Genomic DNA, 19,132 nt, shown 5'->3' on the forward strand with positions numbered 1-19,132 from the left:
AGCTACCCGAAGGATCTGGACCCAATTTAAGCTCCTTAGACTTGCGCAGCAAATCCCTGTAAATGACCCCTATGGGCAGTCGTTGGGATCTGCTTTTAGACTAAAGTTTTCAATGCTCTTCAGCCGGCGTATCCGGCAACGCCCGCGACCGCAGGATGGTAGCCAGCACCCCGCTGGTCACGATGACCGCAATACCCGCCCAGCCCATCGGCGCGATGTGGTCGCCAAACAGCACCAGGCTGAAGACCACGGCAAATACGATGCCTGAATACTGCATGCTGGCTACCACCAGCGTGGCGCCCTTGCGGTAGGCGCGCGTCATGCACCACTGGCCCAGTGAAGCCAGGATGCCAATGGGAATCACCCAGGCCGCGTCTTGCCAGGCCACTTCGCTCCAGGGCGTGATGTGGGTGAACAGCGTGCCCACGCCGCCCACCACGGCGCTGCCCACCGAGAAATAAAACACCGTGCGTTCTTCGGGCTCGCCCACTTTGCCCAGCGCGGTGACCTGCATATAGGCCAGGGCGGAGCCCAGACCCGAGAGTAGGCCCACCACGCCGCCAAACAGCTGGTTCTGGTCGATGGTCGGGCGCAGCGTCATCACCACGCCGGCAAAGCCCATGAACACTGTGCCCAGCAGCGCGCCTTGGGGCTGGTTTTTGCCATAGAGCAGGGCACCACCCACCACAAATGCTGCTACCCACACGCCGCTCATGTAGTTCAGCGTCATGGCGGTAGCCAGGGGCAGGTGGGCGATGGCGTAAAACCACGAACTCAGCGAAGCCACGCCGATGAAGCTGCGCCACAAATGCATCATGGGCACCGGCGTGCGCAGCGTAGCACCCCGGGCCCGCACCACGATGCCCATGAAGATGATGCTGACGATGCCGCGGTAGAACACCAGCTCAAAGGTGCCAAAGCTGTGGGATGCGAACTTGATGCCCACCGCCATCAACGCGAACCAGAACGAGGCCAGAACCATCCACAGGGCTTGCATGTGAACGCTCAGGCCCGCAGGTTGCTCAGGTCGACCTTGCCGCGGTACCACTCGTGGAAGTGCTGCATGCCGTCTTCCATGGGGCTTTGGTAGGGGCCTACCTCGTTGTCGCCACGCGCCAGCAGGGCCGCGCGGCCGGCGTCCATGCGTTCGGCGATTTCGTCGTCTTCCACACAGGTTTCCATGTAAGCGGCCTGCTGGGCTTCGACGAACTCGCGCTCGAACGCGGCAATCTCTTCGGGGTAGTAGAACTCGACCATGTTCATGGTCTTGTTGGGACCCATGGGGTGCAGCGTGGACACGGTCAGCACATGCGGGTACCACTCCACCATGATGTGCGGGTAGTAGGTGAGCCAGATGGCGCCGTACTTGGGTGGCACGCCGCCTCGGTAGTTCAGCAGCGCGTTTTGCCAGCGCTCGTAGGCAGGGGAGCCGCCGGAGGCGTCGGCCTTGCCCAGGCGGTTGGCCACACCCACGGTTTGCACCGAATAGTTCTCGTGCATTTCCCAGCGCAGGTCTTCGCAGGTGACGAACTGGCCCAGCCCGGGGTGGAAGGGGCCCACGTGGTAGTCCTCCAAGTAGACCTCGATAAAGGTCTTCCAGTTGTAGTTGCACTCGTGCATCTCCACGCGGTCCAGCACATAGCCGTCAAAGCTCAGGTCGGCGCGCGGGCCCATGTGGGCCAACTGCGCCGCTACGTCCACGCCATTGGCTTCAAACAGCAGGCCGTTCCACTCCTGCAGCTTGTAGTTGTTCAGGTTCAGGCAGGGGTCTTGGGCGAAGTGGGGGGCGCCAATCAGCGTGCCGCTCTGGCTGCCGTTGTGGCCCGCATGGGCGCCGCTGTAGGTCCAGCGGTGCAGCGGGCAGATGATGTTGCCACTGGCGCTGCCTTGGGCGTTGTGGGTCAGCGAGCCACGGCCCTTGAGCATCACGGCCTGGCGGTGGCGGCAGACGTTGGAGATAAGTTCGATCCCGCCCGCATTGCGCACCAGCGCGCGGCCTTCTTTTTCCTGGGGCAGGGCGTAGTAGTCCCCCACGTTGGGAACGCTCAGGGAGTGCCCCACATAGCGGGGCCCTTGCTGAAAGATACTTTGCATCTCAAGCGCATAGAGCGCCGGGTCAAAGTAGCTTGAAACTGGTAGTTGGCTGTGTGCCTGCTGCAGTTGAAGACTTAAATCAGACATGGGTGACCTGACCTGAAGACTCCCCACAGGGGGGTGCGCCATACGGTGCGCATTTTTGTGCGCAACAAGGTGCTCGGTAAATGGGAGCCGTCCATCCCAGAAGCGGGAGGCCGGAGGCGGGAGGGGCGATTGTACCTGCTTGGGCCTAAAATCGCGGTTTGCTTTTTGAACGTCTCCCATGCCCAAGGCCAGTGCTTCCTCTCCTACCCTTGCCAACGCCGCTGCCGACAGCAGCGTGGCCCCGCCCGCCAGCTACGAGGCTGCCATGGAAGAGTTGGAGCGCTTGGTCGCCCGACTGGAGTCGGGCGAGATGCCGCTGGACCAATTACTGAGCGGTTACCAACGTGGCGCGGCGTTGCTGCAGTTCTGCCGCGACAAGCTGCAGGCGGTGGAAGAACAAATCAAGGTGCTGGACGACGGCGCCCTGAAACCCTGGAAAGCCTGATGCTCGCCGCCGTTGCCCCCCGCCCCGTGGCCCCCTTTGACCTGGACAGCTGGAGCCGCGAACGCCTGAACCAGGTGGAACGCGCGCTGGAAGCCTGGATCACCGCTGACGCGCCCCAGGGCGTGGACCACGGCGCGCCCGCCGCTCTGGTGGAGGCCATGCGCTATTCGGTGCTGGATGGCGGCAAGCGCCTGCGCCCGCTGCTGGTGCTGGCCGCGCACGAAGCCGTTGCGGCCGATGGCCATGGCTGCCCAGCCGCCGCCTTGCGCGCGGCCTGCGCAGTGGAGCTGATCCACGCGTATTCGCTGGTGCACGACGACATGCCCTGCATGGACAACGACGTGCTGCGCCGGGGCAAGCCCACGGTGCATGTGCAGTTTGGCGAGGCCAGCGCCCTGCTGGCCGGTGATGCGTTACAAGCCCTGGCGTTTGAATTTTTGACCCCGCAGGACGACTCGGTGCCCTGTACCGTGCAGGCCCGCCTGTGTGGCCTGCTGGCGCGCGCCGCGGGCAGCGCAGGCATGGCGGGCGGTCAGGCCATTGACTTGGCCAGCGTGGGCCTGCCGCTGACGGAGAACCAGCTGCGCGAGATGCACCAGCTCAAGACCGGCGCGCTGCTGCAGGGCAGCGTGGTGATGGGCGCGCACTGCGCCGCCCCCTCGGCCCAGGCGCTCAAGGGCCTGGAGGCCTACGGTGCGGCCATTGGCCTGGCCTTCCAGGTGGTGGACGATATTCTGGACGTGACCGCCGACTCGGCCACGCTGGGCAAGACCGCGGGCAAAGACGCCGACAATGACAAGCCCACCTATGTTTCGCTGATGGGGCTGGCCGCCAGCCAGGCCTATGCGGCCCAGCTGCTGCAACAGGCGCTGGACGCACTGCATGCCAGTGGCCTGGCCGACACCCGTGCCCTGCAGGCCCTGGCCGGCATGGTGGTGCACCGCGCAAGCTAGGTGTTGAGAGAGAAATAGGCCTCTAGCCCCCGAATAATATGCGCAAGCAGCTACTAAAAAGATAGCAAATGCCCTCTAACGACATCATTCCATTGCCCTTGCTCTCCACGATTGAGGACCCCGCGGCACTGCGCCAACTGCCGCGCGCGCAGCTGCGCACCCTGGCCGACGAGTTGCGCACCTACCTGCTCAACAGCGTGGCCAAGACCGGTGGGCACCTGAGCTCCAACCTGGGCACCGTGGAGCTGACCGTGGCGCTGCACTATGTGTTCAACACCCCTGAAGACCGTGTGGTCTGGGACGTGGGCCACCAGACCTATCCGCACAAGATCCTCACCGGCCGGCGTGACCGCATGCACAGCCTGCGCCAGTTCGGCGGTCTCTCCGGCTTTCCGCGCCGTGATGAGAGCCCCTACGACACCTTTGGCACCGCGCACTCCAGCACCTCCATCTCGGCCGCGCTGGGCATGGCGCTTGCCGCCCGCATCAAGGGCGAAGACCGTTACTCGGTGGCCGTGATTGGCGACGGCGCGCTGACCGCCGGCATGGCGTTTGAGGCGCTGAACAACGCTGGCGTGGAAGACTGCAAGCTGCTGGTCATCTTGAATGACAACGACATGAGCATCAGCCCGCCCGTGGGCGCGCTGAACCGCTATCTGGCACAGCTCATGAGCGGCCAGTTTTACGCCGCGGCCAAAAATGTGGGCAAGAGCGTGCTCAAGGGCGCTCCGCCGCTGTTTGCGCTGGCCAAACGCATTGAAGAGCAGGCCAAGGGTATGGTGGTGCCTGCCACGCTGTTCGAGAAGTTCGGCTTCAACTACATCGGCCCCATCGACGGCCACGACCTCGATTCGCTGATTCCCACGCTGGAAAACATCAAGCACCTGAAGGGCCCGCAGTTTTTACATGTGGTCACCAAAAAAGGCCAGGGCTACAAGCTGGCCGAGGCCGACCCCGTGGCCTACCACGGCCCTGGCAAGTTCGACCCCGCTGTGGGGTTGGTCAAGTCCACCGCCGTGGCCAAGCCCACCTTCACCCAGGTGTTTGGCCAGTGGTTGTGCGACATGGCCGCTGCCGACCCACGTCTGGTCGGTATCACGCCGGCCATGCGTGAGGGTTCGGGCATGGTGGAGTTTGAAAAACGCTTTCCGGCGCGCTACTTTGACGTGGGCATTGCCGAGCAGCACGCAGTCACCTTTGCCGGTGGCTTGGCTTGCGAAGGGCTGAAGCCCGTGGTGGCGATTTACTCTACCTTTTTGCAGCGTGCGTATGACCAGCTGATCCATGACGTGGCGCTGCAAAACCTGCCTGTGGTGTTTGCGCTGGACCGCGCTGGCTTGGTGGGCGCAGATGGGGCCACCCATGCAGGCGCGTACGACATTCCCTTCCTGCGTTGCATTCCCAATATGAGCATCGCCTGCCCGGCCGATGAGGCCGAGTGCCGCCAGTTGCTGAGCACCGCGTTTGCGCAAAACCACCCGGTGGCTGTGCGCTACCCGCGTGGCAGTGGCGCCGGTGTGGCCGTGCAAAGCAGCCTGGAAGGGCTGCCCTTTGGCAAGGGAGAGATTCGCCGCCAGGGCCAAAGCATTGCCATCCTCGCCTTTGGCACGCTGTTGCAGCCCGCGCTGGTGGCTGCCGAGGCGCTGGGAGCCACGGTGGTGAACATGCGTTGGGCCAAGCCGCTGGACACGGCCTTGCTGCTGCAGGTGGCGAACAGCCACCAGGCGCTGGTAACCGTGGAAGAAGGCGCCACCATGGGCGGTGCGGGCAGCGCAGTGCTGGAGGCCCTGCAGGCCGCCGGGCTTGAGCTGCCGGTGCTGCAGTTGGGACTGGCGGACGAGTTCATCGAGCATGGAGACCCGGCCTATTTGCTGCAATTGCAGGGGCTGGACGCCAAGGGCATGCAGGCTTCGATTGCGCAGCGTTTTGGTGCATTGTTGGCACCTGCCGCACGCGCTGCGTAAGCCACCAGTCAGTTAGAAAGCCAGCGCGCAACGCGCTGGCTTGCAGAATCCTGAATGCGGCGCGCCAGCCTGCCCGTGTCGAGGGAAAACCCCCACGAAAGGGGGGCACCGCGTTCCTACAATCGCGCTTGACTACTACAGTCCTTGCGGCAAGGGAGCACTTCGCCGTGAGATGGTTACAACACAATTACCGGAGTACACCGAATGGATCGTCGTTCAATCATCAAAAACGCAGGCATTGCTGGCGTTTTGGCCGCAGGTGCAGCACCTGCTGTGCATGCACAAGCCGCAGTGCGCTGGCGCCTGGCTTCCAGCTTCCCCAAGGCGCTGGACACCATCTACGGTGCTGCCGAAGTGTTCGCCAAAAAAGTGAAAGAAATGTCGGGCGGCAAGTTTGAAATCTCCACCCACGCGGGCGGCGAAATCACGCCTCCGTTCGGTGTGGTCGATGCCGTGAAAGATGGCGCGGTGGAATGCGCACACACGGCGCCTTACTACTTCTTCGGCAAGAACGAAGCGTTTGCTTTGGGCTGTGCGATTCCCTTCGGCCTGAACAGCCGCCAGATGACCGCCTGGATGTACGAAGGCAACGGCCTGAAGCTGATGCGCGAGTTCTACACCAAGTACAACATGATCAGCTTCCCCATGGGCAACACAGGCGCCCAGATGGGTGGCTGGTACCGCAAGGAAATCAAGTCGGTGAAGGACCTGCAAGGTCTGAAGTTCCGTACCGGTGGTTTCCCCGGCAAGGTGATGGAAAAAATCGGTGTGGTGCCCCAGAACATTCCCGGCGGCGAAATCTACACCGCGCTGGAAAAAGGCACCATCGATGCGGCCGAGTGGGTCGGTCCCTACGATGACCAGAAGCTGGGCTTCAACAAGGTGGCACCGTACTACTACTACCCCGGATGGTGGGAAGGCGGTCCTCAGCTGGACCTGTACATCAACCAGAAGGCCTACGACGCCCTGTCGGCCGAAAACAAGGCCATCGTCGAGTGCGCTGCCGCCTATGCCCACACCGACATGCAAGCCAAGTACGATGCCCGCAACCCTGCTGCGCTGAAGCAGTTGGTGGGCAGCGGGACCAAACTGCGTCCGTTCCCCAACGACGTGATGGCTGCTGCGTTCAAGGCTGCCGAAGCCCTGTACGCCGAACTGAACGACAAGAACGAAGATTGGAAGAAGATCTACGCCGACTACTCCAAGTTCCGCGCCGACTCTAACCTCTGGTTCCGTTTCACCGAAGCCAAGTTCGACGGCTTCATGCAAAATCAGAAGCTGTAAAACCACGACTTTAGTGGCAACAAAAAACCGCGCTACGGCGCGGTTTTTTTATGGGCGCACGCGCAGTCTTCAGGGGTCGTTGCGCAGTTCGGTCAGTGCCAGTTCCAAGCGTTTGAATTCGGCCAGCATGGCGGCATCGGCCGCATAAAAGATGATCAGCTTGCCACCAAAGCTCTTGGTGTAGAGCCGTGGGGCAATCAGCCAGTCCAGCCCGCCAATGCGGATGACTTTGGCATAGGCCAGGTTGTTCAACTCCACGCGCTTGCGCCACATCCACGATTGCTCCAAAAACTGGCCGTTGAGTCGTGTAGTGCCGGTGATCACAAACCATACGGTGTAGGCCATCAGCCCCCAGGGTGCTAACAGCCAGAAAACGGGCTGCGGCGCGGCCTGCTGCAGATTCCATTGGTGCATCTGCCAGGCCCACGCGCCGGCCAGTACCAGCAGCACCAGGGCAATGCCCTTGAACGCGGTGCCATAGGCGGGCGAGGTGACTTCACCAGCCTCGGGGGTGAAGTTCAGCACGGCGGGAGGTGTGGGCGCCAGGGGAGCGGAGGTGTCTCGGGGCATGCAGGTTCCTGAAAGTAAAAAGGCCCCACCCATTGAAGGCGGGGCCGTGGCAGGCAGGGCCCCAGCGGGGCTGGAGCGGGGGCCTTATTTTTTGAACAGCTCGTCGATTTTTTTCTGCTCGTCTTCGGCAGCTTTTTCTGCAGCCTTGTCGACCGCCGCAGCGTCCACAGGGGGTGCTACTTCACCAGGTTTGAGTTCCATGGTGGCAGGGGCTCCTTCTTCGGCGGGCATTTCAATCGTCACCTTGTCGATGTCCACCACGATCTTCTCGTCCAGGAACATGGTGACCGACTGGGGCAGGAAAATCACCACCACCACCAGGATGATTTGCATTAGCACCCAGGGGATGGCACCGAGGTAGATGTCGTTGGACAGCACGGGGCGGGGAATGCGCTTGTCCTTGAACAGCGTGTCGGCAATGCCGCGCAGGTAAAACAGCGCGAAGCCGAATGGTGGGTGCATGAAGCTGGTTTGCAGGTTCACGCACAGCAGCACGCCGAACCAGATCAGGTCGATACCCATCTTGTCGGCCACCGGGGCCAGCATGGGCACGATGATGAAGGCGATCTCAAAGAAGTCCAGGAAGAAGGCCAGGAAGAACACAAACACGTTCACCACCACCAGGAAGCCGACTTGGCCGCCGGGCAGGCCGGTCAACAAATGCTCGACCCACTTGGCACCGTCCACGCCCTGGAACACCTGGCTGAACACACGTGAACCGATCAGGATGAACACCACCATGGCCGTCAGGCGCATCGTGCCACTCATGGCTTCCCAGATCAGAGCGGGAGTCAAGCGTTTGGACATGGCGGCCAGGATCAACGCGCCCACCACGCCCATGGCGCCGGCTTCGGTTGGTGTGGCAATGGCGGTGTTCTGGAAGGGCAGGCCGCCCATGGAACCCAGCACCGCAAAAATCAACACGGCGGAGGGAATGATGCCGCGCAGGCACTTGGACCACAGGGCCCAGCCGTCCAACGTGCGTTCGCTCTTGGGGATGCCAGGCAGGTACTCGGGCTTGAAGCGCGAGAGCGCAAAGGTATAGGCCGCAAACATCAGCACTTGCAGAATGGAAGGACCCCAGGCGCCCTTGTACATATCGCCCACGGGTTGGCCCAACTGGTCAGCCAGCACCACCAGCACCAACGACGGTGGCACCAGCTGCGTGATGGTGCCCGAGGCCGCCAGCACGCCGGTGGCGTAGCGCATGTTGTAGTTGTACTTCATCATCACGGGTAGCGAAATCAGCGCCATGGCGATCACTTGGCCGGCCACGGTGCCGGTAATGGCACCCAGGATGAAGCCTACGATGATGACCGAGTAGCCCACGCCACCGCGCACCGGGCCAAACAGCTGGCCCATGGAGTCCAGCATGTCTTCGGCCAGGCCGCACTTCTCCAGGATGGTGCCCATGAAGGTGAAGAAGGGGATGGCCAGCAGCAGCTCATTGTTCAGGATGGAGAACAGCGAGATGGGCAGGTTGCCCATGAAGGCGGCGGGAAACCAGCCCATCTGGATGGCGTAAAAGCCGCTGGCCAGGCCCAGCGCAGCCAGGGAGAATGCGACCGGAAATCCGATCAGCATGATGACGACCAATCCCGCGAACATCAGCGGGGGAAAATGTTCCAGTTGCATAGGAGGTTCCTGAGTATCTTGTCGTTGTAGGTATGGGGGCGGCCGTGCTTACTGCAGGGGTTTTTCGTAATGGGTGTCCATCTGGTACTTGCCTTGCAAATACGCCACGCGCTTGATGATTTCAGCCACGCCTTGCAACCACACCATGGCAAAGCCTACGGGCATGGCCAACACCGCAGGCCAACGAATCAGGCCACCGGCGTTTTGCGACATTTCGTGGGACACGTAAATGCCCCAGAAATAATGGGCCGACAGGTAGGTGAGCAGGGAGATCACGGGCAGCAGGAAAAACAGCAGCCCGAACAGGTCTACATACACCGGCTTGTTGCCCTTGAGCTTGCCGTAGATCAGGTCCACCCGCACATGTTCATTGAGCTTGAGCACGATGGGGGCGCCCACCATCACGGTGTAGGCAAACAGGTACCACTGGATCTCGATCCAACCGTTGGAGGTCAGGTCGAAGCCGTAGCGGATGAAGGCATTGCCCGCGCTGATCAGGGCGGCCAGCAACACCGTCCACGACGCGAAGGTGCCTAGCTTTTCGCTGACCCAGTCAATGCCAAAAGCAAATTTCAGTAGTGCAATCACAGGGGAGTCTCCATTAGTCTTGTTCGGGGGCACGCGCAGGCGCAGGCCGTGCTTTCAAGTCTTGGATAGTGCCTTAAATCCCCTGTAGAAAGCCTGACGCATGCGCTTGGTGTTTACCCTTAAGTCCGGGCCCCAATGCGCTTTTGGCACTAGTGCAGCCAGCGTTCCAGGCCGATGTAAACCACGGCGCCTGCCAGGTAGCCCAGCAGCGCTAGCCCACCGATTTTGCGGGCGTACCAGAGGAAGTCGATCTTCTCCAGGCCCATGGCGGCTACGCCCGCCGCCGAGCCAATGATGAGGATGGAGCCCCCGGTACCCGCGCAGTAGGCCATGAACTCCCACAGAAAGCTGTCGGCAGGGTATTGGGCCAGGCTGTACATGCCCATGCTGGCGGCCACGAGGGGGACGTTGTCCACCACGGCGCTGACCAGGCCAATGATCATCACGATGGCGTCCTGGCGCCCCACAGTACGGTCCAGCCACTGGGCGATGGAGGACAGCACATGGGTGTGCTCCAGCACCGCCACGCTGAGCAAAATGCCAATAAAGAACACCAGCGAACCCATGTCGATGCGGGTGAGGGCGCGTGCCAGCGTCAGGCGCTGCTTGCGCAGGTCCTCTTCCTGGCGGTGCACCAGGTCGCCCACCAGCCACAGCAGGCCCAGGCCCAGCAGGATGCCCATGAACGGGGGCAGGTGGGTCAGTGTCTTGAACACCGGCACCAGCACCAGGATGGCCAGGCCCAGAAAGAACATCAGGTTGCGCTCGAACGCGCTGGTTTCCAGACCCGCCTCGTCGGCGTTGCGCTGCGGGGCCCGTACGGGCCGCGTGCCCAGCATCCAGCTGGTCACGGCCAGTGGCACCAACAGGTTGACCAGCGAGGGCAGGAACAAGCCCTTCATGATCTCCTGTGCCGTGATCTGACCGCCAATCCACAGCATGGTGGTGGTGACGTCACCAATGGGTGTCCAGGCGCCACCGGCATTGGCGGCGATGACGATGATGCCGGCAAAGAAGAGGCGGTCATCGCGCTCTTGCAGCAGCTTCTTCATGAGCGAGACCATCACGATGGTGGTGGTCAGGTTGTCCAGGATGGAGCTGAGAAAGAAGGACACCAGACCGACCAGCCACATGAGCGTCGATAGCCGCGTGGTCTTGATGCGCGAGGTGATCACCTCAAAGCCGTTGTGTGCGTCCACCACCTCCACAATCGTCATGGCGCCCATGAGGAAGAAGACGATCTGCGCGGTCCCCATGAGTGATTCGCCCAGTTGCGTATTGACCAGGGTGGCGTCGTTTTGGCCCAGCGCATACAGCGTCCACAGCAGGCCCGCCCCCAGCAGTGCGGAGGCCGACTTGTTGACCCCAAGCGGATGCTCCAGGGCGATGGCGACATAGGCTACAACGAAGATACACATCAGGGCGGTCTGCATGGGGGGCTTTCTCGGGTCGGGGGAGTGTAAAGCTGTGTCACAACCGCGTCACGGCGATGCATGACCATCGCGCTTCACAAGGAGGTTCCCATGGCGTGGTTGGTGCATTGGCGGATTCGTTCGCGGTTGTTCTTGCTGTTGGCGTTCTCTGTAGGTGCGCTGGCGCTGGTGGGCACCTTTGCCGCCTTCACCATCACCCGCGAGGCACAGCGCGCCACCGACTTCATCGACGCCGAGTTTGAAGCCGTGCAAACCCTGGGCGATGTGCGCACCGCGCTGGGCAGCGCCCGCCGGTTTGAAAAAGACATTTTCCTGACCATGGGTGATGAGCAGGAGACCGAGCAGTTCACCGCACAGTGGACGGCCGAGGTGGCCCGCACACGCGAGGCCATTGCCCGCACCCAGGCGCTGGCACAGCCCGCAGATGCGGTGGCGCTGGCTGACATGCTGCAGGCCTTGGACCGCTACGCGGCGGGCTTCAAATCCATCCTCGGGCAAATGGCCCGTGGCGAGCTCAACGATCCCTGGGCTGGCAACCGGGCCATGGCGCCGCACAAGGCGCAGATTCAGCAGGCCGAGGCCGCGTTGCAGACATTGACTGCATCCATCTCGGCCCGGGCTGCGCAGCGGCGCGATGCACTGGAGGCCACCGGTGCGCAGGCACCTTGGTTGGTCGGCGTGGCCACGTTGCTGGTGGCTGCACTGGCGACTGCACTGGTGCTGGCCATCGTGCGCTCCATCCTGCGGCCGATTGCCCAGCTACAAACCACCGCTGATGCCTGGGGCCAGGGGGATTTGCGTGCCCCGCTGCAGGTGCACGGCCACGACGAACTGGGCGCTGTGCAGCGCGACCTGGGGCGCATGCACACCGCCCTGGCGGGCCTGGTGACCCAGGTACGCGCAGGCGTGGACGTGGTGAGCAGCAACACCGATGAAATTGCCATGGCCAATACCGAGCTGTCCGAACGCACGGAGAAGGCCGCAGTCTCGCTGCAGCGCACCGCAGTGGCCGTGGGCCAGTTGTCAGATGCCGTGCGCCACACGGCCGAATCGGCCCAGCAGGCCGTGCACTCGGCCGTGGCAGCTCACCAGGTGGCAGAACGTGGCGGTGCCGTGGTGGCCCAGGTGGTGCAGACCATGCAGGACATCAATGGCGCGTCGCGCAAGATTGCCGACATCATCCAGGTCATCGACGGTATTGCGTTTCAGACCAACATCCTGGCGCTGAACGCCGCCGTGGAAGCCGCACGCGCGGGCGACCAGGGCCGTGGCTTTGCGGTGGTGGCCAGCGAAGTACGCGGCCTGGCGGGCCGCTCGGCCGAGGCCGCGCGTGAGATCAAGGCCATCATTGGCCGCTCGGTAGAGGCGGTGGAGCAGGGCACCGTGCTGGTGGCAAGTGCCGGGCGCACCATGCAGGACATTGTGCGCAGCGTGGGCCAAGTGTCCCTGACCATCGAGACCATCCGCAGTGCCGCCCAGGCGCAGCACACCGGCATTGGCCAGCTGCGCATCACGCTGGACCAGATTGACCAAGCGACGCAACAAAACGCGGCCATGGTGGAGGAGTCGGCGGCGGGCGCCCTGAGCCTGGCCCAGGAAACCCAGCATCTGCGCACCGCAGTGCAAGTGTTTCAGCTCGATGACGGCCCTGGCTTGATGCCAAACAGGCCACTAGCCCTCATGAACTATGCGTGAGAAGCTATGAAATACGTAGCAGACCGGATGCCCGCCACGGTGAGCAGGAGAGAGCCCAGCAGGTGCACGGCCGAGGTGCCCAGCGCCAGCGCATAGCGCTGCTGGCCCAGCATGCCTACGACTTCTGCCGAGAAACTGGAGAAGGTGGTGAGTGCACCCAGAAAGCCGGTGACCAGCGCCAGCCGCCAGGCCGGGTCCAGCTGCGGCAGGGCCTGGAACACGGCCACGCACACGCCAATCAGGTAGCCACCGATGAGGTTGGCGGCCAGCGTGCCCAGCGGCAGTGTGGTGCCCGCTGCTGCGGCTGCAGGGTTGAACCACAGGCCCAATTGCCAGCGCGCCAAGGCACCGGCGCAGGCACCCACACAGATAGCGAAGACGGCCAGCATTACGGGGTGACTCCGGGGTAGGGCGCGCCGCCCACTGTCAGGCCTTGGGCAGACAGTTTGGTGGCGCTGCTGGCTTTGATGCCTTTGACACGGGCCATGAAGTCGGCCCAGCTCTTGAAGGGACCGATCTCGCGTGCCTGCAGAATGCGTGCGGTCTGGCTGGGGCCCAGTCCACGCACGCCGTCTAGCTGCGCCTCGGTGGCGTCATTCACCTCCAACGCCCAGCTGGAGAGGTTGAGCAGCAGGCCGGCAGCCAGCAGGGCCAGGGAGCGTGCGTAGGCCATGGGCTTAGGCCTTACGGCTGGCCAGCCACTGCACGTACTTGCCCACGCCGGTTTGCACGTCCACAAACGCGTGGTCGCAGCCCGTAGCGCGCAGGGCCGTCAGGTCGGCCTGGGTGTAGCACTGGTACTTGCCGCGCAGCGCGTCGGGGAAGGGGATGTACTCCACCAGACCCTGGGCGGCGATGTCGGCCAGCGGCAAGGCGCCTTCACCCCGTAGGCCGCGCATGGCGTTGACCACGGAGCTTGCCACGTCGTTGAAGGGCTGGGCGCGGCCGGAGCCGAGGTTGAAGATGCCGCTTTGTGTGGGATGGTCAAAGAACCAGAGGTTCACGGCGACCACGTCGTCAATAAAGACAAAGTCGCGCATCTGGCCACCTTGCGGGTAGCCGCCGTACTCGCCAAACAGCTTGACCTTGCCTTCGGCGTTGAACTGGTGGTATTGGTGGAAGGCCACACTGGCCATGCGGCCCTTGTGCTGCTCGCGCGGGCCATAGACGTTGAAGTAGCGAAAGCCCACCACCTGGTGCGTCTTGCCGGCCTTGGTACGCTGGAAGTCGTTGCCGCACTCACGGCGCATGCGCTGGTCAAAGAGCAGCTTGGAATAGCCGTAGACGTTGAGCGGTGCCTCGAACGCGGGCTCTTCACGGAAGGTGTCCGAGCCGCCATAGGTGGCCGCGCTGGATGCATACAGCAGGCGCGCACCGCGCTTTTGGCAGGCCTGGAACAAGTGCCACGACAGCGTGTAGTTGTTCGCCATCATGTACTTGCCGTCCTGCTCCATGGTGTCGCTGCAGGCGCCTTCGTGGAACACGGCTTCTACCTGGCCATAGTGGCCGGAGGCAAAGTCGTCGTAGAAGCTGTCGGCGTCCACATAGTCGGCAATCTGCAGGTCGGCCAGGTTGCGGAATTTGTCACCCTGCTTGAGGTCGTCCACCGCGATGATGTCGGTGAGTCCGCGGGCGTTCAGCCCTGCGATGATGTTGCTGCCAATGAAACCGGCGGCGCCGGTGACCACGATGCGTGTCATGCAAATAGCTCCTCGTAAGACACCGTGGCGGTGCCGAATTTACCCACCACCAAACCACCGGCGCGGTTCGCCAGAGGCACGGCCTCGCGCAAACTCAATCCGGCCCCGACCATGGCCGCCATGGTGGCAATCACCGTGTCGCCGGCGCCGGTCACGTCAAACACTTCGCGCGCCTGGGCGCTCACATGCAATTGGCCCGCGGCATCGAACAGCGTCATGCCTTCCTCGCTGCGGGTCAGCAGCACGGCGTCCAGCTGGAGTTGTTCGCGCAGGGCGCTGACCTTGTTGCGCAGCTCGTCTTCGCTGTGCCAGGCGCCAATCACCTGCTGCAGCTCAGCGCGGTTCGGTGTGATGACGGTGGCCTGCTGGTAGCGCGAGTAATCGCTCCCCTTGGGGTCGATGAAGATCGGTTTGCCCGCAGTGCGCGCGCGCGCAATCATGTCGCTTACGTGGGCCAGTCCGCCCTTGCCGTAGTCGGAAAACAGAATCGCATCGTGCTGGGGCAGCAGGTTTTCAAAAATGGCAGTTTGACCCGCCAGGATCTCATGGTTGGGGGTGTTCTCAAAGTCCAGGCGGATCAATTGCTGCTGGCGGCCAATGACGCGCAGCTTGACCGTGGTCTTCAGGTCGCTGTCGCGGCCAAAGTGGGTGCGGATGCCGGTGGTGGCCACCAGCGCTTCTAGCTTGTGGCTGGCTTCATCGTCACCCACCACGGTCAACAACGACGCCTGGGCGCCCAGCGTGGCGGCGTTGAAGGCCACGTTGGCGGCGCCACCGCAGCGCTCTTCTTCGCGCGTGACGCGTACCACGGGCACCGGCGCTTCCGGGCTGATGCGGTCTACCGCACCGTACCAGTAGCGGTCCAGCATCACATCGCCCACGACCAACACGCGGGCTTTTGAAAGAGTCAGTTTGGAAATCGTCATGGTCTTGTTATAGCGATTCAGAGTTCTTCCACACGGCGTGCGGGGTAGCTGTCCCAGGCCTGGCAGCCTGGACATTGCCAGAAGTGCACCTTGGCTTCAAAGCCGCAGGCCGCGCAGCGGTAGCGTGTGAGGGGTTTGACCGCATGGTCCAGCGCGCGCTGGACCTGGGGGTGAAAGGCTTCGCGCTCCAGCTTTTCGCCGGCAATCCATTTGGCCGCTGCGACCAGCGAAGGTTCTTTCTCGAGGTGGCGGGCGTACCAGTCGCGGGCGGTGGGCGTGGTTTCGCTACTGGCGGCTTCCAGCGCCACGATGGCGTCCAGCACGTCCAGCGAGGCAACCTGGGCGTAGCAATCCTTGAGCAGGGCCAGCGCGGCCACGCCTTGGCCCGCGGCCACAGCTTGCTGGGCCAAGAGCGGAGCGATCAGGGCCACGGCACCGGGGGCGGCCTGCATGGCCTCGGTCAGCGTGGCGTAGGCCTGGGCCGCGTGCCCGTTGTGGGCCTGCAGGTCGGCCAGGTCCATGCGCGGGCGTGGCACGTCAGGCGCGGTGGCAATGGCCTGGTGCAACAGGAACTGTGCCTGGGCGGTTTCGCCAGCGGCCCGCAGTGTGGCGGCCTGTTCACACAGGTAGTGCGCCAGGCGGCCCTTGAAGCTGCCCTGGTCGCTGGACTCCAGTTTTTGGGCCACCAGTGCGGCCTGCTCCCAGTCACGTGAGCGTTCGTAGTTGGCCAACAGGGCCAGGCGGGCCTGGGCTTCAAAGCGTGTGCCTTCCAGCTTGAGCAGCGCGTCCTCCGCACGGTCCAGCAGGCCAGCCTTGAGGTAATCCAGTGCCAGCGCGTGCTGCGCACGGTGGCGGTCGTCCAGACTCAGGTCGCCGCGCGACAGCAGGTGCTCGTGCACCCGCACAGCACGTTCGTACTCGCCCCGGCGGCGGAACAGGTTGCCCAGCGCAAAGTGCAGTTCCGAGGTGTCGGGGTCGTTTTGTACGGCCTCAATGAAGGCGTCGATCGCCTGGTCTTGCTGCTCGTTGAGCAGAAAGTTCAGGCCCTTGAAATAGGCCTTGGGCGCCTGGCGGTTTTCCATGCGCAGCTGGCGCATGTCCATGCGCGAGGCCAGCCACCCCAGCACAAAGGCCACGGGCAGGCCCATGAGGATCAGGGTGATGTCAAAGTCCATGCGGTGGGGCCATCGGAGGTTTGTTGGATTCTGCGTTGGCGTTGGCAATCGCGGTGGCCGCGGCCTGGCGTGCGCGGCTGGCGGCCCGGCGGTGGCGCCACCAGCGCGGCACCATGCCGAGCACACCAATCAGCAAACCGGCGGCAAAGGCCACCAGCACCACCAGCACCAGCGGTGCGGTCCAGTGCGTGCCAAAGAAAAAGTGCACGGTCACATCGCCCTGGTTGTTCAGGGCGAAGGCGAACAGGGTAAAAAAAATGGCCGCTTTAAGTAGCCACTTAAAGAGCCATACGAGCTGTTTCATTGATCTCCTCAGTAGCGAGGAATTCTACTCAGCCCTTGGGGTGGGATTCCAGCTCGGCAGTACGTTGGTCCACAGCCTCACGCAGGGCCTTGCCGGGCTTGAAGTGGGGGACGCGTTTTTCGGGAATGGCCACGCTCTCGCCGCTGCGCGGATTGCGGCCCATGCGGGGCGGGCGGCGGTTGATCGAGAAGCTGCCAAAACCACGGATTTCAATGCGGTGACCACGGACCAGGGCGTCGTTCATGGCATCCAGAATGGCCTTCACGGCGAATTCGGCATCGCGGTGGGTTAGCTGGCTGAAACGGTTGGCCAGTTCTTCAACGAGGTCGGAGCGGGTCATGGCAATCCAGGGATAAGGCTAAGAAAAAACGACCGGCACCCCAAGGGAAGCCGGTCGTTCGTTCAGGTCAACAACATATCAGATGTTTGGTGGGGCAGACCGTTAGATCTGCCCCCAGCTGATTAGGAGTTGTTGTCCAGTTTGGCACGCAACAGAGCGCCAAGGCTGGTCGTACCGGCGTTTTCGCGGGCAGACTGCTGGCTCAGGGATTGCATGGCTTCGTTTTGGTCAGCCATGTCTTTCGCCTTGATGGACAACTGGATGTTGCGGGTCTTGCGATCCACGTTCACCACCACAGCCGTCACTTCGTCGCCTTCTTTCAGCACGTTGCGTGCGTCTTCAACGCGGTCGCGGCTGATTTCGGAAGCGCGCAGGTAACCCAGAATGTCTTCACCCAGGTCGATTTCAGCACCCTTGGCGTCCACGGTCTTGACCTTGCCGGTCACGATCTGGCCCTTGTCGTTGACCGACACGAAGGTGGTGAAAGGATCGGAGTCCAACTGCTTGATACCCAGGGAGATGCGTTCGCGGTCCACGTCCACAGCCAAGACCAAAGCCTCGACTTCTTGGCCCTTCTTGAATTCGCGCACGGCGGTTTCGCCGGACTCGTTCCAAGACAGGTCGGACAGGTGCACCAGGCCGTCGATACCGGCAGCCAGACCCACGAACACGCCGAAGTCGGTGATGGACTTGATGGGGCCCTTCACGCGGTCGCCGCGCTTGGTGTTCTGAGCAAATTCTTGCCATGGGTTGGCCTTGCACTGCTTCATGCCCAGGGAGATGCGACGCTTGTCTTCGTCGATTTCCAGAACCATGACTTCGACTTCGTCACCCAAGGCAACGATCTTCGAAGGTGCAACGTTCTTGTTGGTCCAGTCCATTTCGGACACGTGCACCAGACCTTCGATTCCGGGTTCCAGTTCCACAAACGCGCCGTAGTCGGCGATGTTGGTGATCTTGCCGAACATGCGGGTACCTTGGGGGTAGCGGCGGTTCACGCCCATCCAGGGATCGTCGCCCATTTGCTTCAGACCCAGAGACACGCGGTTCTTTTCGGTGTCGAACTTCAGGATCTTGGCAGTGATCTCTTGACCAGCGGTCACCACTTCGGAAGGGTGACGGACACGGCGCCATGCCATGTCGGTGATGTGCAGCAGGCCGTCGATACCGCCCAGGTCCACGAATGCACCGTATTCGGTGATGTTCTTGACCACGCCTTGCACCACAGAACCTTCTTTGAGGGTGTGCATCAGCTTGGCGCGTTCTTCGCCCATGGAGGCTTCGACCACGGCACGGCGAGACAACACGACGTTGTTGCGCTTGCGGTCCAGCTTGATAACCTTGAATTCCAGGGTCTTGTTTTCGTAGGGAGACAGGTCCTTGGTAGGACGTGTGTCGACCAGCGAACCGGGCAGGAAAGCACGGATGCCGTTGACCAGAACGGTCAGACCGCCCTTGACCTTGCCGGAAGTGGTACCGGTCACGAATTCGCCGGATTCCAGGGCCTTTTCCAGGCTCATCCAGGAAGCCAGACGCTTGGCCTTGTCGCGGGAAAGGATGGTGTCGCCATAGCCGTTTTCCACGGAATCGATGGCCACAGACACGAAGTCGCCCACTTGGACTTCGAGTTCGCCCTTGTCACTCTTGAACTCTTCGATTGGCACATAGGCTTCGGACTTGAGGCCAGCGTTGACCACGACGAAGCTGTGCTCGATACGGACGACTTCAGCGGTGATAACTTCACCGGTGCGCATTTCCGAGCGTTGTAGAGACTCTTCAAATAGGGCTGCGAAAGATTCAGACATGAGGTGATGCGGGTTTAACCGCAGGTTAATTCGCGTTTTACCGCGGGGTTACGTTATTGAACCCCAGAGCCGGTGCGCAGACGCGCGAGAAGAGCTATGGGGACCACACAAAGGCACAAGCCTTTGTTTTCTAC

At 62.5% G+C, this 19,132-nt stretch carries 19 protein-coding genes; 5 read left to right on the plus strand and 14 right to left on the minus strand.

Annotated features, from left to right (window positions below; all coding sequences use genetic code 11):
- Window positions 1-109 precede the first annotated feature (109 nt).
- Window positions 110-997, minus strand: coding sequence for a DMT family transporter (locus tag J2X15_RS08920; protein ID WP_310341689.1), 888 nt, complete (start codon window positions 995-997; stop codon window positions 110-112).
- Between the two features lie 8 nt (window positions 998-1,005).
- Window positions 1,006-2,181 (minus strand): aromatic ring-hydroxylating oxygenase subunit alpha, encoded by a 1,176-nt coding sequence (locus J2X15_RS08925; RefSeq protein ID WP_310341691.1) that lies wholly within the window; start codon window positions 2,179-2,181, stop codon window positions 1,006-1,008.
- Window positions 2,182-2,359: 178 nt separating this feature from the next.
- Here J2X15_RS08925 and J2X15_RS08930 point away from each other — a divergent pair, with 178 nt between their 5' ends.
- From J2X15_RS08930 to J2X15_RS08945, 4 genes are all read left to right on the plus strand, one after another.
- Entirely contained in the window at window positions 2,360-2,626 is a 267-nt protein-coding gene (locus J2X15_RS08930) for an exodeoxyribonuclease VII small subunit (RefSeq protein WP_310341694.1), read from the plus strand.
- Window positions 2,626-3,579 (plus strand): polyprenyl synthetase family protein, encoded by a 954-nt coding sequence (locus J2X15_RS08935; RefSeq protein ID WP_310341697.1) that lies wholly within the window; start codon window positions 2,626-2,628, stop codon window positions 3,577-3,579. The genes J2X15_RS08930 and J2X15_RS08935 overlap by 1 nt, the downstream gene beginning before the upstream one ends.
- Window positions 3,580-3,647: 68 nt before the next feature.
- Window positions 3,648-5,543: a 1-deoxy-D-xylulose-5-phosphate synthase gene (gene dxs / locus J2X15_RS08940; protein ID WP_310341699.1), complete on the plus strand. Its 1,896-nt coding sequence runs from the start codon at window positions 3,648-3,650 to the stop codon at window positions 5,541-5,543.
- 204 nt (window positions 5,544-5,747) lie between these two features.
- The gene (locus tag J2X15_RS08945; protein ID WP_310341703.1) at window positions 5,748-6,827 is read left to right on the plus strand and encodes a TRAP transporter substrate-binding protein; all 1,080 of its coding nucleotides are present in this window, start codon (window positions 5,748-5,750) and stop codon (window positions 6,825-6,827) included.
- 69 nt (window positions 6,828-6,896) lie between these two features.
- Here the strand turns inward: J2X15_RS08945 and J2X15_RS08950 are convergent, their stop codons facing one another.
- The 4 genes from J2X15_RS08950 to nhaD form a co-directional block, all read right to left on the minus strand.
- Window positions 6,897-7,397: a hypothetical protein gene (locus tag J2X15_RS08950; RefSeq protein ID WP_310341704.1), complete on the minus strand. Its 501-nt coding sequence runs from the start codon at window positions 7,395-7,397 to the stop codon at window positions 6,897-6,899.
- 84 nt (window positions 7,398-7,481) lie between these two features.
- Entirely contained in the window at window positions 7,482-9,032 is a 1,551-nt protein-coding gene (locus J2X15_RS08955) for a TRAP transporter large permease (protein ID WP_310341707.1), read from the minus strand.
- Window positions 9,033-9,080: 48 nt separating this feature from the next.
- On the minus strand, window positions 9,081-9,620 hold the full coding sequence (locus tag J2X15_RS08960) for a TRAP transporter small permease subunit (RefSeq protein WP_310341709.1): 540 nt from the start codon (window positions 9,618-9,620) through the stop codon (window positions 9,081-9,083).
- A gap of 149 nt (window positions 9,621-9,769) precedes the next feature.
- Window positions 9,770-11,053 carry a sodium:proton antiporter NhaD gene (nhaD, locus tag J2X15_RS08965; RefSeq protein ID WP_310341712.1) on the minus strand — a complete coding sequence of 428 codons (1,284 nt, stop codon included), beginning with the start codon at window positions 11,051-11,053 and terminating at the stop codon, window positions 9,770-9,772.
- Between the two features lie 90 nt (window positions 11,054-11,143).
- Here nhaD and J2X15_RS08970 point away from each other — a divergent pair, with 90 nt between their 5' ends.
- A complete protein-coding gene (locus J2X15_RS08970; RefSeq protein WP_310341715.1) occupies window positions 11,144-12,748 on the plus strand; it encodes a methyl-accepting chemotaxis protein in 1,605 nt (534 codons plus the stop codon).
- Here the strand turns inward: J2X15_RS08970 and crcB are convergent.
- From crcB to rpsA, 8 genes are all read right to left on the minus strand, one after another.
- Entirely contained in the window at window positions 12,739-13,137 is a 399-nt protein-coding gene (gene crcB, locus J2X15_RS08975; RefSeq protein WP_310341717.1) for a fluoride efflux transporter CrcB, read from the minus strand. The two genes, J2X15_RS08970 and crcB, sit on opposite strands and share 10 nt — an antisense overlap.
- Window positions 13,137-13,421, minus strand: coding sequence for a ComEA family DNA-binding protein (locus tag J2X15_RS08980; RefSeq protein WP_310341719.1), 285 nt, complete (start codon window positions 13,419-13,421; stop codon window positions 13,137-13,139). Before J2X15_RS08980 ends, crcB begins: the two co-directional genes overlap by 1 nt.
- 4 nt (window positions 13,422-13,425) lie before the next feature.
- Window positions 13,426-14,448 (minus strand): ADP-glyceromanno-heptose 6-epimerase, encoded by a 1,023-nt coding sequence (gene rfaD, locus J2X15_RS08985; RefSeq protein ID WP_310341720.1) that lies wholly within the window; start codon window positions 14,446-14,448, stop codon window positions 13,426-13,428.
- Window positions 14,445-15,374, minus strand: a complete 930-nt coding sequence (rfaE1, locus tag J2X15_RS08990; RefSeq protein WP_310341722.1) for a D-glycero-beta-D-manno-heptose-7-phosphate kinase — start codon at window positions 15,372-15,374, stop codon at window positions 14,445-14,447. Before rfaE1 ends, rfaD begins: the two co-directional genes overlap by 4 nt.
- A 17-nt stretch (window positions 15,375-15,391) precedes the next feature.
- Complete coding sequence (gene lapB, locus J2X15_RS08995; RefSeq protein WP_310341723.1) at window positions 15,392-16,549, minus strand: lipopolysaccharide assembly protein LapB; 1,158 nt, start codon at window positions 16,547-16,549, stop codon at window positions 15,392-15,394.
- Window positions 16,539-16,853 carry a LapA family protein gene (locus J2X15_RS09000; protein ID WP_310341724.1) on the minus strand — a complete coding sequence of 105 codons (315 nt, stop codon included), beginning with the start codon at window positions 16,851-16,853 and terminating at the stop codon, window positions 16,539-16,541. The genes lapB and J2X15_RS09000 overlap by 11 nt, the downstream gene beginning before the upstream one ends.
- Window positions 16,854-16,881: 28 nt before the next feature.
- A complete protein-coding gene (locus tag J2X15_RS09005; RefSeq protein ID WP_310341725.1) occupies window positions 16,882-17,193 on the minus strand; it encodes an integration host factor subunit beta in 312 nt (103 codons plus the stop codon).
- 122 nt (window positions 17,194-17,315) lie between these two features.
- Window positions 17,316-18,998: a 30S ribosomal protein S1 gene (gene rpsA / locus J2X15_RS09010; protein WP_310341726.1), complete on the minus strand. Its 1,683-nt coding sequence runs from the start codon at window positions 18,996-18,998 to the stop codon at window positions 17,316-17,318.
- Between the last annotated feature and the right edge of the window lie 134 nt (window positions 18,999-19,132).

It is taken from the genome of Rhodoferax saidenbachensis, assembly GCF_031457975.1.
In the GTDB taxonomy this organism is placed as follows: domain Bacteria; phylum Pseudomonadota; class Gammaproteobacteria; order Burkholderiales; family Burkholderiaceae_C; genus Allorhodoferax; species Allorhodoferax saidenbachensis_A.